The following is a 13199-nucleotide window of genomic DNA, read 5'->3' as shown; positions in this document are numbered from 1 at the left end:
CAGCCCCGCTGCTTCCGCCTGACCGGAGACCCCCGTGCCGAGCCCCTACCGCGCCCTGTTCGCCGCCCCTGGCACCAAGGGCTTCTCCGCCGCGGGCTTCCTCGGCCGGATGCCGCTGTCGATGATGGGCATCGGCGTGGTCACGATGATCTCCCAGCTGACCGGCCGGTACGGCCTCGCCGGCGCGCTGTCGGCCACCATCGCGCTGGCCGCCGCGGTGGCGGGGCCGCAGGTCTCACGGCTGGTCGACCAGTACGGGCAGCGACGGGTGCTGCGTCCGGCGACGCTGATCTCGCTCGTGGCGGGGAGCCTGCTGCTGTTCGCCGCGCACTACGGGTGGCCGGACTGGGTGCTGTTCGTGGCCTGCGTCGGCATCGGGTGCGTGCCCAGCGTCGGGGCGATGACCCGCGCCCGCTGGGCCGCGCTGTACCGGGAGACGCCGCAGCTGCACACCGCGTACTCCTTCGAGTCCGTGATCGACGAGGTGTGCTTCATCTTCGGGCCGATCATCTCCATCGGCCTGTCCACGGCGTGGTTCCCGGAGGCCGGGCCGTTGCTCGCCGGGTGCTTCCTGGCGGTCGGTGTCTTCTGGCTGACCGCCCAGCGGGCCACCGAGCCGGCGCCTCACCCGCGTGAGAAGCAGGGCGGCAGCTCGGCTCTGAAGGCCCCGGCGCTTCAGGTCCTGGTGGCGACCTTCGTGGCGACCGGAGCGATCTTCGGGTCCGTCGACGTGGTCACGGTGGCCTTCGCGGACGAGCAGGGTCACAAGGGCGCCGCGAGCGTGGTCCTCGCGCTGTACGCGGCGGGCTCCTGCGGGGCGGGCCTCGTCTTCGGGCTGTTGCGCTTCAAGGGGGCGCCCGAACCTCGTTGGCTGCTGGGCATATGCGCGATGGCCGTGAGTATGATCCCCCTCCTACTGGTCGGAAACTTGCCGTTTCTGGCCGTGGCGCTGTTCGTCTCGGGCATGGCGGTCGCTCCCACGATGATCACCACCATGTCCCTGATCGAAGAGCACGTACCACGCGCGCAACTGACCGAGGGCATGACCTGGGTGAGCACCGGGCTCGCGGTCGGGGTCGCGCTCGGCTCCTCCGCGGCCGGCTGGGTGATCGACGCCGCCGGTGCGGACGCCGGGTACGGGGTTCCGGCGGTGTCCGGGGCCGTCGCGGTCGCGGTCGGTTTCCTGGGGTACCGCCGGCTCAGCAGGCCGGCTCCGCGTCGGGGAGGCACCGTTGAGCAGCACAGCGAGCGGCAGGAACGGCACGTGGCGTAACTGGGGCGGCAACATCGCCGCCCGCCCCGCGCGCGAGGTCACTCCGGCCTCCGTCGAGGAGCTGGCAGCGGCGATACGCCGGGCCGCCGAGGACGGTCTGCCCGCGAAGGCGGTCGGCAGCGGGCACTCGTTCACGTCCATTGCCGCGACCGACGGTGTGTTGATCCGTCCTCAACTCTTGACCGGCATACGCAAGGTGGACCGGGACGCCATGACGGTCACGGTCGAGGCCGGCACCCCGCTCAAGCGGCTCAACATGGCCCTCGCGCGTGAGGGTCTGTCGCTCACGAACATGGGCGACATCATGGAGCAGACGGTCTCCGGCGCCACCAGCACCGGCACGCACGGTACGGGCCGCGACTCGGCGTCGATCGCCGCCCAGATCAAGGCGCTGGAGCTGGTCACAGCCGACGGCTCGGTGCTGACGTGCTCCGAGAAGGAGAACCCGGAAGTGTTCGCGGCGGCCCGGATCGGCCTCGGCGCCCTGGGCATCGTCACCGCGATCACCTTCGCCGTGGAGCCCCTCTTCCTGCTCTCCGCGCGCGAGGAGCCGATGCCGTTCGACCGGGTCCTGGCGGACTTCGACGAACTGTGGGCGGGGAACGAGCACTTCGAGTTCTACTGGTTCCCGCACACCGGCAACACCAACACCAAGCGCAACAACCGCAGCGCGGGCCCGGAGAAGCCGGTGTCGCAGCTCCAGGGCTGGATCGAGGACGAGTTCCTCTCCAACGGAGTCTTCCAGGTCGCCCAGTGGGTCGGCCGGGCGGTGCCCGCCACCATCCCCGCCATCGCCCAGGTCTCCAGCAAGGCGCTGTCCGCTCGGACGTACACCGACATCCCCTACAAGGTCTTCACATCGCCGCGCCGCGTGCGTTTCGTGGAGATGGAGTACGCCGTCGCGCGCGAGGCCGTCGTCGAGACGCTGCGCGAACTGAAGGCCATGATCGACCGCTCCGGCCTCAGGGTCAGCTTCCCCGTCGAGGTACGCACCGCCCCGGCCGACGACATCACGCTCTCCACCGCCTCGGGCCGCGACAGCGCGTACATCGCCGTCCACATGGTCAAGGGCACCCCGTTCCAGCGGTACTTCACCGCCGCTGAGCGGATCTTCACCGCGCACGAGGGACGGCCGCACTGGGGCAAGGTGCACACGCGGGACGCCGAGTACTTCGCGCAGGTGTACCCGCGCTTCGGCGAGTTCACGGAACTGCGGGACAGGCTGGATCCAGACCGTCGGTTCCAGAACGACTACCTGCGGCGGGTGTTGGGGGCGTAGCCGGCCGGATGCGGCCGGCCAGATCCGGCCGACCCGTGGCCCACGCGGCGCATGGCGGAACCCATTGGTTCCGTTTCTGCGGATTGGGTGAAGTACGCCACGTCCAAGATCCGAAAACCGCTCAACCGACGGCCGAGTCATACTTCTTGCCAGAAGTCGGGCGGCGTGCCAATCCACGCACGTGGCCCAAATGGAGTACTGTTGCGAGCCCTGGGTCCGGTCTCCCGCCTGGGTGTCCGTGGCCTTCAAGGACCGCCGGGAGGGGGCTAGTTGCACAGGGTGACGGAGTTCGTCACTTAGCGTTGCGAATAGGTAACCGTGCCATAACGGCGATCCAGGGCCCGTGCCCGACACGCCGGGCAACTCGGCAAGGTTGTGGCAGGCTGCACCCGGGCAGGCCACACTCGACTAGCGGAAGCAGCGACGCACGTGACGTCGGCAGGCACCACCCGGGAGGTCCCCATGCCCGAACTGCGTGTCGTGGCCGTCTCCAATGACGGCACACGGCTGGTGCTGAAGGCTGCCGACGCGACGGAGTACACCCTTCCGATCGACGAACGCCTGCGCGCCGCCGTGCGCGGCGACCGTCCCCGCCTCGGCCAGATCGAGATCGAGGTGGAGAGCCATCTCCGCCCCCGCGACATCCAGGCGCGTATACGCGCTGGTGCGACCGCGGAAGAGGTCGCCCAACTCGCCGGCATCCCCGTCGACCGCGTCCGGCGCTTCGAGGGCCCCGTGCTCGCAGAGCGCGCGTTCATGGCCGAGAGGGCCCGTAAGACTCCCGTCCGCCGGCCCGGCGAGAACGCCGCCGGTCCGCAGCTCGGCGAGGCCGTCCAGGAGCGGTTGCTGCTGCGCGGCGCCGACAAGGACAGCGTGCAGTGGGACTCGTGGCGCCGCGACGACGGTACCTGGGAAGTGCTGCTGGTCTACATGGTGGCGGGCGAACCGCACTCGGCGAGCTGGACGTACGACCCGCCCCGGCGGCTCGTGCAGGCCGTCGACGAGGAGGCTCGCTCGCTGATCGGCGAGTCCGAGGACCTCGCCGCGCCGGAGCCCAGCTTCCCGTTCGTGCCACGTATCGCCCGGCTTCCGCGCGAGCGTGGGATGGACCGTGCTCTCGACACCGCACGGCCGAGCCTGCCGGCCCAGGCCTCCGAACCCGCCGAGGAGACCACGGAGGAACGGGACTCGCTGACCAGCCTGCTGGAGGCGGTGCCCAGCTTCCGCGGTGACCTGGTGGTGCCCGAACGCCCGTCGGAACCCGAAGCGGAGGAGCCGCCGGCCGAGCCGGTCGCGGAGGAACCTCCCGCCCCGGCCGCCTCCGCCGGTTCCGCCTACGCGGACGTCCTCATGCCCCGCTCCGTCGGCAGCCACCGTGATCGCCTGATCGGCGCCACGGACCGCCAGGCCGAAGCGGACGGCGTCCGCCCGGGCCGCCGGGCCGCCGTCCCGAGCTGGGACGAGATCGTGTTCGGGACGCGCAGGAAGAAGCAGGAGTAGACAGGCAGGAGCAGTCGGTCGTACGGCAGCGGACGCGGCCGTACGAGGCGAGGGCCGCGTCGGTTGCGACGCGGCCCTCGTGCTGTGCCGCCCTACTGCGGGTCCGGCCCCACGGCCACCGGCCGGGACGGGTCCGACGACCACTCCGACCACGAACCGACGTACAGCGCCGCGGGGATCCCCGCGGCGGCCAGTGCGAGCACCTGGTGGGCGGCGGACACGCCCGAGCCGCAGTACACGCCGATCTCCGTACCTTCGGACGCTCCCAGGGACTTGAAGCGGTCCGCGAGTTCCCCGGCGGGCAGGAAGCGGCCGTCGGGGCCCACGTTCTCGTTCGTCGGCGCGGAGACGGCGCCCGGGATGTGGCCGCCGACCCGGTCGATCGGCTCGACCTCGCCGCGGTACCGCTCCCCCGCCCGCGCGTCCAGCAGCAGCCCGGACCGGGCGAGCGCGGCGGCGCCGTCGGCGTCGAGGAGCCCCGTCGCCGCCGGGGCCGGCTCGAAATCGCCCTCCGCCGGAGCCGGTACGGACGTCTCCAGCGGTCCCTCCCAGGTGGGCAGCCCGCCGTCGAGGACCCGCACGTCGGGGTGCCCCGTCCAGCGCAGCAGCCACCAGGCCCGGGCCGCGGCCCAGCCCTGTCCGCCGTCGTACACGACCACCGGTGTCCCGGACGACACGCCCGACCGGCGCATCGCCGCACCGAATTCGGCCAGGTCCGGCAGCGGGTGGCGCCCGTGCGCACCGGGTGCGGAGGCCAGTTCCCGGTCCAGGTCCACGTAGACCGCGCCGGGGATGTGCCCGGCCTCGTACTCGACGCGGCCGTCGAACGGCGGCTCACCTGCCGACTTGGCCAGGCTCAGCTGCCAGCGGACGTCGAGGAGCACCGGCGGGTTCTCGCCCGTCAGCTCGCTCGCGAGTTCGAATGCGGAGATGATGACGTTCATGGTCACCATCCTTGCGCACGGGGTGGCCGCAGCGTCGAGGTCCGGCTACTCTGCTCGGCCGGACCGGTCCGATCACGAGGCGTACGGGATCAGGCACATGCTGTACAGCCGCTGGACGTCCGCCAATCGCACGGACACGGGCCGTAAATCGCACACCGGGCACCCTCCGGGCAGCTGCCGTCGTGCGGCGGCGTGCCCGCAGCGCGCGTGGACACGGGTGGTGCGAGCATCGGCACGGGGGTCCGGACAGCGCAAGCGACGCGGCCACCGCGAGGGGCCGAGGAGAGAGTGACGATGACCGAGGCACGGGGGTCGGCCGGCCCGCACGGCGAGACGCACGCTCGGCACAGGCCCGGCACGCCCTGCTGGGTGAGTCTGATGGTGCACGGGCCGGCCGCGACCCAGGAGTTCTACGGGGCGCTGTTCGGCTGGGAGTTCCAGCCCGGTCCCCAGCAGCTCGGCCCCTATGTGCGGGCCCTGCTGAACGGCCGCGAGGTGGCCGGCATCGGCCAGCTGCCGCCCGACCGCCACCTCCCCATCGCCTGGACGCCCTACCTCGCCTCGAACGACGCGGACCTGACCGCCGACACCGTACGGCTGTGCGGCGGGACGGTCGGTGTGGGCCCGCTGGACGCCGCCGAGGCCGGCCGGATGGCGATCTGCTCCGACCCCTCCGGCGCCGTCTTCGGCATCTGGCAGGGGGCGGAGCACCACGGCACCGCCGTCACCGGCGTACCCGGCACCCCGGCCTGGAACGAGCTGCTGACCTTCGAGTCGGTCAACGTCGCCAAGTTCTACGAGACCGTCTTCGCCTATGACGAGGAGCCGGTGGTCTCCCCCGACTTCGACTACGTCACCCTGCACATCGACGGCCGCCCGGTCGCCGGCATCCACGGCGTCGGCACCGCCCTGCCGCGCGACCGGGGCCCGCACTGGATGACGTACTTCGAAGTCGCCGACACGGACGAGACGGTGGCGCGCATCGCCGACCTCGGCGGTCATGTCCTCACACCGGCCCACGACAGCGACCACGGCCGTGTGGCGACGGTGGCGGACCCGGAGGGGGCCCGGTTCTCGCTGATCCAGAACCCACGCTGACCAGGGCCCGGGGGCGGGTCGGCACGGTGTCGGCCGTGGCTCGGACCGGCTGCACCGGCAGGACGTCCGGGGACGTCGTGATGCCGAAGGCGTACACGTCGATGCCCAGGTCGTCGACCACGCGGGCGAGTTGGTCGAGCTGCTCCGGCACGAGGAACTGTGCCTCGTCGGCGATGGCGTAGTCCGCGCGGCCGCCCTGCGAGAGGTGGTCGACGAGATACGCGTACAGGTCCTGTCCGTCCTCGACCTCCACCGCATCCGTGACCAGCCGCGAGGACAACTTCCCCTCGCCCGCACGGTCGTCACGGGTGAAGATCATGCCCGCGAGGCCACCCGGCCCCGATCGCGACGCCACCTTCCACGAACCGCGAACTGCCCGCGGAACGGATCCGGTACCCACCGCCCGTCAGCCGTTGGTCGCGTCAAGGAGTGCCTGCCGCAGGTCGGCCGCGCTGTGGAAGCCGAACTCCGGTTCCTCCCGAAGCGCTCGGTCGATCACGTCGGCGAGGGCCTGCGGCACCTCCGGCTCACGCTCGCGCACCGGCACCGCGGGGGATTCCAGGACGATCCGCCAGGGGTCCTCGCCGTGCGGGAAGTCCCGGGGGAAGACCCCGGTCAGCATGTTGTACAGGCAGGCGGCGAGGGCCCACACATCCACTCCGGGCTTGGCGTCCTTGAAGTTGGTCACCTGCCGGGCCGGCATGAACCTGGGCTTGCCCATGGCGTCCCCGGTACGGGTGAGACCGCTGAGCCCGGCCCGGTCGAAGGCCTTGGCGAGACCGAAGTCGCTGATCTTCGCCGTCAGGGAGCCGTCTCGGGCTTGGTGCAGCAGGATGTTGGAAGGGCTGAGGTCACGGTGGACCACGCCCTGGCCGTGCGCGGCCTCCAGCCCCCGCAGCGCCTGAACGGCGAGGTCGACGGCCTCGTCCACGGGCAGCCGCCCCCCGCCGCGCCGCAGGAGGGCGTCCAGGCCGCCGCCGGTGCAGTACTCGGTGGTGAAGAAGAAGACGCCGTCGCAGTATCCGGCGCCCTCCAGCGCGGCGATGTTCTGATGCCGCAGCGCCTTGGTGAGCGCTGCTTCGCGCAGGAAGCGCTCCCGCGCCTCGGGACGCGTCGCCACCCTCGGCAGCATCACCTTCAGAGCCACCTCCTTCCCGGAGGACTCGTGGCGGGCCAGATGGACGACACCCATGCCGCCCCGGCCGAGTTCCTGGAGGAGGGTGTATCCGGCGATGACGTCGAGTTCGCCGTGCCCGGGGTGCGCCAGGTCGAGAAGCATCCTGAGGATCGCGCCCGGTCTGGCCTGGCAGGCGGCACAGAGGTAGTCCCCCGGCAGGAAGCCCGCCTCGTCGCCGACGTCGCGGCCGCACCTGGCGCATCGGGCCCGGGTGACGGTGTCCTCGGCGTGGATGTCCACGCGGAAGACCGTGTCGCCGATCCTGATCCGGTCACCATCGGTGAGGTCGTGTTCGGGGTAGGTCTGGGCGGCGGCTTCCTCGGGGGTCTCGTCCTTCGCCCGCTGGCCGATCTTGCGGCCGTTGAGGTACGTGCCGTTGAGACTGCCGAGGTCGCGGATGCGAACGGCGGGCGGGTTGACGTCCAGCAGGCAGTGGTGGCGGGAGACGGTGCGGTGGTGTTCGTCATTGGGCAGCTGCGGTGAACAGTCCCCGGAGCGGCCGACCACGGAGGTGCCGCGCTCATCGAAGACGTAGGCGCCGCGGTCGAGGCGGCCGCTGACGAGGGTGAGGGTGACAGTGGGCGGTCGGGACATGAGGTGACGGCTCCTGCGCAGTGGTGTCCGTGGGCGGCGCGTCAGTACTGCGCCTGCTGGCGTTCCTGGAACTGCTTCTCGAATTCGGCGACGAACGTCGAAGGTGCGACGGAGGAGGAGGAGTGCACCAGGAAGCCGTCATCGGCGATGTAGAAGATCGCCCGGCCAATGGCCATCTGGCCTCTCGGCACCGGCACATAGACCATCCATCCGATGCTGAACCTGTCGGCCACCAGGTCCGAGACCGCATAGCCCGGGTTGTTCCCGAAGACAGCCAGGATGTACTCCCGCACCCGGGCGATGGCGTCCTCCTCGTGCATCTGCGCCGGCACCCTGACCACCTGGCCGGCGAGTGAGAGCTGGTGGAGGGCGCCGTCGATGTCGTGGCGGCCGTCGTCGCCGAAGACGCTCACCAGCGTTTCGCGGGTCACATGTCCCTCCTCCGCGGCGGACACCAGCTCCGCCGCCGACGCCCGCCGCTCCGCGTCCGGCGTTCGTGAGCCGGTGACCAGTCCCGCGACGATGCCCGCGGTGGTGTCGGCCGTCCACAGCCCCGGCACAGCGGTGCTCACCGCTTCCGCCGGCGGTGAGTCCCCCCGGTACCAGCGTCCGGCGTCCCACCAGTAGCAGAACGACAGCAGACCGGTGGCGGCGCGCGGGTTGAGCACCTGGTTCGCGACCCAGTCGGGCGCGCCCGCGTAGAGGTCCGGCAGGTCGTCGCCGTCGTTGTAGGCGGCGTCCAGCCTGGGGTCGTCCCAGACTCCGCCCGACAGCACCGCCCGCCCACCGGGCAGCCGGTAGAGCGTGGAGCCGCCGCGGCGGGAGCTCTCGAACCAGCCCATGCCGGGCAGGACCCTCGGCCCCCAGTCGGACCGGGCGGCGACGAACGCCGCCGAGATCACCGCCCAGCGCGCCCACATCTGCGGGAAGTACGGGAAGTCGTTCTCGCTGAGGGTCGGCCACACCTTGTTCCTGCGGTCGGCGCGAGCCTGTGCGGCCGCCTGTTGAGGGGTGCGCTCCTGCCGGGCGTCGTGGGAGACGTGGGCCGCCAGCCACACCGGCAGGTCGCCTCGTGGGTACGCCTCGAGATCCATCCGGTACTCCTCGGGCTCGAACAACTGGCCGTCGGGGAAGGGCGCGCTGCCGTAGTCGTAGGCGACGGAGAGATCACCGGTGTCGTCGAGGTTCAGCGTCAGCCGCCACCAGGGGCCCGCGCCGAGCTCGGCCGAGATCTCGCGCTGCTTGCGCACGAGCCCGAGGACGGAGCGCGGCGCTTCGATCGTCGTCCAGGTGTGGTCGAACACGGAGACCTTCACGAACTCGGCCCCGACCGTGAGCGCGAACTCGGCTTTCAGGTACTCCCAGTCGGGCGGGCCGACGCGGATGAGCGCCGCGGCGACGCGGAGCGCCAGCTCCTCGGCCTGCGCCCGGACTCCGAGTCCGGCAGGCAGCGGTGCGTCCGGGTCCTTGCCCTTGGCCCACACGTCGGGCCGCCCGATGTCCACCCGGAAATCCTTCAGGAACTCCTCCATGAATACTCCTTCGTGTCCTTGCTGCCAGTGGTTGCTGGTGTCCGTGTTGCTGGTGTTCGTGTTGCTGGTGTTCGTGTTGCTCGTGTCCGTGTCGCTCGTGGTCGTCATGGTGTGAGCCGTGCCCGCACTCCCTCGGGCCGCAGCCAGCCGTAGCCCGCGTCCTGGAGCCGCCGCAGCAGGTCGTCGAAGTCGTCGGGTGTCCACCGGGCACCGAACCGGCGCCGGAACACCTCCAGGTGCGGCAGCGCGGCGTCGTCCCAGTCGGCCGGTTCCCGGGTGTGCCACTCCCAGTCGAGCGCCCACGAGCGGAGGTCGCCGTCGCCGTCCGCCGAGAGCACCGCCCGCCCGTCGGGGGTCGCCGCGAGGCAGGCCGGCGCCCTGTCGAGCCCGTCGAGCGTGCGCACACAGCGGCCGCTGGCGACCTCCCAGACCCCCACGTTCGCGCCGGCGGACATCGCGTAGCGTCCGTCCGCGGTGATCCGCAGCCCGCCGGAGGCCGAACCCTCGTCGAAGGACCGCACCTCGGCCCCGGTGGCGACGTCCCACACGCGGACGGTCCGGTCGTATCCGCTCGCGGAGGACAGGACGAAGGTGCCGTCGGCGGCGACACACAGGGCCGTCACGGCGCTCTTGTGCCCCTCCAGGACATGGACGCACCGGCTCTGCTCCAGATCCCACAGCCGTACGGTCCCGTCGGACCCGCCCGAGGCGAGAAGGCGGCCGTCCACGCCGGCCCAGAGGCAGTTGACCGGCCCCTCGTGTCCGGTCAGCGTCCCCGTGAGGTCGCCGGTCTCCACATCCCAGAGCCTGATCGCACCGTCACCGCCGCCGACGACGGCCTGTCGACCGTCCGCGGCGAACCGCACCGGTACCGGCGGCGCGGGCGGAAACCTGTTCGTCCGCAGGATGCGCCGGCACGTCCCGGTGCCGACGTCCCACAGCCGTACGGTGCCGTCCTGGCCGCCGGACAGGACCCGGCGGCCGTCCGGGCTCAGGCAGACCGACCTGACCGGACTCTGGTGGCCCGCCAGTTCGCGCAGGCAGGTGCCGTTGCGCAGGTCCCAGAGCCGTACGGTCCAGTCGGCGCCGGCGGACACCGCCAGCCGCGCGTCGTCGGTCAGGTCGACCGCGTACACCTGCTCGTCGGACGCGTCCAGGGTCCGGGCGGGCCAGGCCGTGCGCAGCCCTGCCCGCACCGCGTGCCGGCCCAGCTCCCACCAGGCGGACATCACGCGCGGAGCGCGTTCGTGGCCGGCGACCTCGCGGGCCTGGCGGAGCAGGTCGTGGGCCGTGGCGTAGCGGCCCGCGGCCATGGCCTGCTCCGCCTCGGCGACCTTCGCGCCCGCGCGGTTCTCCAACTCACGCAGTTCCGCGAGCGGGAGGGGGCGGCTCAGCTGCGGCGGGGCGGGGTGGCCGCCCGGCAGGTCCAGCGGCCAGGTCCGTACGCCCTCGCGGCTCTCGGCGCAGACGGCGTGTCCGGTCCCCGGCCGGGTGGCGTCGAGCAGGAGGGCGTTGATCCGCAGGTCCTGGTAGGTGCGCAGACACTGGCCGCTCTCCAGGTCCCAGTAGCTCACCGTGCCGCTGGTGTCGTCGCCCGCGAGCAGGAAGCGGCCGTCGGCGCTGAACGACATGAGGTTGGCCCGCCTGCCTCTCAGGACCCGGCGGCACCGGCCGTCCCGCAGATCCCACAGGCCGATCGTGTCGTCCCGGTAGGCGATGACCGCCGTACGCCCGTCAGGGTGGAAGGCCAGGGCGAACACCGGCGCCTGGTGACCTGTCAGGACCTGTTCGCACCTGCCGTCGGCGAGGTGCCACAGCCTGACCGACTGTCCCTGCCGGTCCCAGCCGCTGGACAGCACCCGCCGACCGTCCGCGCTCACCTCCACGCGCTCCACGCCGGCCGTGTGCCCGGCGAGCGGCTCCCGGAGTTGCCCGCTGTGGGTGTCCCAGACCTGGATGGAGTCGCGGGACCATCCCCACAGGGCGAGGCGTCCGTCGGGGGTCAGGCGGATCTCGTGGGCCGACGCGGTGAGGGTGCGCAGGCACCGTCCGGAGGTCAGGTCCCAGAACCGTACGCGTTTCTCCTCACCCCTGTCGCTGGCGGAGACGGCGAAACGGCCGTCCGGCGTGAGGTCGAGGGTGTGCGTGTGCGCGCGGGGACGGTCTCCGTCGTGGCCGTCGAGAGCCAGCAGGTACCGGCCGTCGGCCAGGTCCCACAGTCCGATCCGGCCATAGCCACCGGTCAGAGCGAGGCGCCCGTCGGGGGTGAGCCGGACAGGCATCAGGTAGCGGTTCATGTCCGTGTGTTCCTTGTGCCGCGGTACCTCCCGGGTGCTGGTGACCCGCCCCGAGCGGATGGCACGCAGCGCCGACCGGACCTCCGGCTCCCTGGACCGGTCCTGGGCCACCTCCTCCAGGAGTTCGCGGGCCGACGCCAGATCGCCCCGCTCCACCGCCACCTGGGCCAGCAACTGCCGTGCCTGCCAAGGGTCCTCGGCGTCGGAACGTACCGCCTCGATCCGGCTGATCACGTCCTCGTCGGTGAGGTCGCCGCGCCGCCACCGCAGCAGTCCGCTGTTGTACGTCGCTCCCAGGTGCCGCGGGTCTGCCGCGAGGGCCTGCGTGAACGCCTTCTCCGCCTCGGGCGTCCGGTCCAGGTCGAGCAGGGAGACTCCGCGGTTGTTCAACTCGTCGGCGCGCAGGTCTGCTTCGACCGGCTCCGGGTGCGGGTAGGCCTGGCCGGTCACCTCGCCGTACATGTCCTTGAGACGGGCCGCGACCTCGGCCATCGAGCGTGGGCGGTCGGCCGGGTCCCTGGCGAGGCAGTGGGCGAGGAGGCCGGCGAGGTCGGCGGGGACGACCGGCAGATGCGGCTCGCCCGTCCCGCCGGCTTCGAGGTACGCGTCGAGGGCCTTCCTTACCCCGCGCCCCGCATGCCAGCTCACGCCGCCGGTGAACATCTCGAAGACCGACACCGCGAAGCTGTAGATGTCGCTGCGCCGGCCGAGCGGCCGGCCGTCCGCCTGCTCCGGTGACGCGTACGCCGGGGTCATCCCGCCGTTGGGGACCAGGACCGTGACGCCGGGCGGAAGCGACGGGTCCGGTACGGCGGCGGCATCCTCCGGCGCGGCCGTGGCCGTGGCGGCACGGGCGCGGGCCAGCCCGAAGTCCGTGACCTTGGCCGTACCGTCCTCCGTCACGAGTACGTTGCCCGGCTTGACGTCCTGGTGCACGAGGTTCCGGCCGTGCGCGTGTGCCAGACCCCAGGCCGTCTGGATCGCCAGGTCCAGGACGCGAGCCAGTGCCGCCGAGGGTCCGCCCTCGTACAGCCTGCCGTCCGTGATCCAGTCCGCGAGGCTGCCTCCCGGCACGTACTCGGCGAACACGCAGGGGACAGCGTCGAGCGTGCGCACGTAGTGGCAGGTGCACACGTGCGGATGCAGTCCCAGCGACACCCAGGTCTCCGCCTCGGCGGTGAACCTCTGTTTGTGCGCGGAGTTCCTGAACCACTCCGGCCGGGGCCGCTTCACCGCCAGGTCGGTTTCCCACAGCAGGTGCCGCACCCGGTACACCAGGCCCATGCCGCCCTGATGGTGCACTTGCTCCACCCGGTAACGGCCATCGATGATCGTGCCGACCCGCCAGGACGAGGAGACGCGGGACGGCGGATCGGGTGTTATCGCGTACACGTCAGGCGGCCTGCCCTCGGAACTTCGGTCACTTCGGTCACCTTCACTTGTGCGGGTTGTGCGGGTTGTGCGATGTCACGCTCGTCAGCCTGGCCAGAGGTGCTGCAATGCTG

At 71.7% G+C, this 13199-nt stretch carries 8 protein-coding genes and 1 pseudogene; 4 read left to right on the top strand and 5 right to left on the bottom strand.

The window, feature by feature from the left end; genetic code table 11:
* Nucleotides 1–34: 34 nt before the first annotated feature.
* The 3 genes from KUM44_RS25335 to sepH all read left to right on the top strand — a co-directional run bounded on the left by KUM44_RS25335 (nt 35) and on the right by sepH (nt 4052).
* Entirely contained in the window at nt 35–1273 is a 1239-nt protein-coding gene (locus KUM44_RS25335; protein WP_217211393.1) for an MFS transporter, read from the top strand.
* Nucleotides 1233–2552, top strand: a complete 1320-nt coding sequence (locus tag KUM44_RS25330; protein WP_217211392.1) for a D-arabinono-1,4-lactone oxidase — start codon at nt 1233–1235, stop codon at nt 2550–2552. Before KUM44_RS25335 ends, KUM44_RS25330 begins: the two co-directional genes overlap by 41 nt.
* 462 nt (nt 2553–3014) lie before the next feature.
* Entirely contained in the window at nt 3015–4052 is a 1038-nt protein-coding gene (gene sepH, locus KUM44_RS25325; protein ID WP_217211391.1) for a septation protein SepH, read from the top strand.
* A gap of 92 nt (nt 4053–4144) precedes the next feature.
* Here the strand turns inward: sepH and KUM44_RS25320 are convergent, their stop codons facing one another.
* Entirely contained in the window at nt 4145–5005 is an 861-nt protein-coding gene (locus KUM44_RS25320) for a sulfurtransferase (protein ID WP_374202072.1), read from the bottom strand.
* 285 nt (nt 5006–5290) lie between these two features.
* Between KUM44_RS25320 and KUM44_RS25315 the strand changes: the two genes are divergently transcribed.
* Entirely contained in the window at nt 5291–6094 is an 804-nt protein-coding gene (locus KUM44_RS25315) for a VOC family protein (RefSeq protein ID WP_217211389.1), read from the top strand.
* 73 nt (nt 6095–6167) lie between these two features.
* Here KUM44_RS25315 and KUM44_RS25310 read toward each other — a convergent pair.
* The 4 genes and pseudogenes from KUM44_RS25310 to KUM44_RS25295 all read right to left on the bottom strand — a co-directional run.
* Nucleotides 6168–6425: pseudogene (locus KUM44_RS25310) on the bottom strand (thymidine kinase); the annotation flags it as partial.
* Nucleotides 6426–6500: 75 nt separating this feature from the next.
* The gene (locus tag KUM44_RS25305; RefSeq protein ID WP_217211388.1) at nt 6501–7865 is read right to left on the bottom strand and encodes a protein kinase; all 1365 of its coding nucleotides are present in this window, start codon (nt 7863–7865) and stop codon (nt 6501–6503) included.
* A gap of 41 nt (nt 7866–7906) precedes the next feature.
* On the bottom strand, nt 7907–9505 hold the full coding sequence (locus KUM44_RS25300) for a hypothetical protein (RefSeq protein WP_217211387.1): 1599 nt from the start codon (nt 9503–9505) through the stop codon (nt 7907–7909).
* The gene (locus tag KUM44_RS25295) at nt 9502–13086 is read right to left on the bottom strand and encodes a protein kinase (protein WP_308402716.1); all 3585 of its coding nucleotides are present in this window, start codon (nt 13084–13086) and stop codon (nt 9502–9504) included. Before KUM44_RS25295 ends, KUM44_RS25300 begins: the two co-directional genes overlap by 4 nt.
* Nucleotides 13087–13199 lie beyond the last annotated feature (113 nt).

The sequence above is a fragment of the Streptomyces sp. AC550_RSS872 genome (assembly GCF_019049285.1).
In the GTDB taxonomy this organism is placed as follows: domain Bacteria; phylum Actinomycetota; class Actinomycetes; order Streptomycetales; family Streptomycetaceae; genus Streptomyces.
This window is presented reverse-complemented; position numbering and strand designations above follow the sequence as displayed.

What these genes read in the sequence shown, in the direction of transcription:
- KUM44_RS25320 (WP_374202072.1), bottom strand. Translation starts at nt 5,005, where the DNA reads ATGGTGACCATGAACGTCATCATCTCCGCATTCGAACTCGCGAGCGAG.
- KUM44_RS25305 (WP_217211388.1), bottom strand. Translation starts at nt 7,865, where the DNA reads ATGTCCCGACCGCCCACTGTCACCCTCACCCTCGTCAGCGGCCGCCTC.
- KUM44_RS25300 (WP_217211387.1), bottom strand. Translation starts at nt 9,505, where the DNA reads ATGACGACCACGAGCGACACGGACACGAGCAACACGAACACCAGCAAC.
- KUM44_RS25315 (WP_217211389.1), top strand. Translation starts at nt 5,291, where the DNA reads ATGACCGAGGCACGGGGGTCGGCCGGCCCGCACGGCGAGACGCACGCT.
- sepH (WP_217211391.1), top strand. Translation starts at nt 3,015, where the DNA reads ATGCCCGAACTGCGTGTCGTGGCCGTCTCCAATGACGGCACACGGCTG.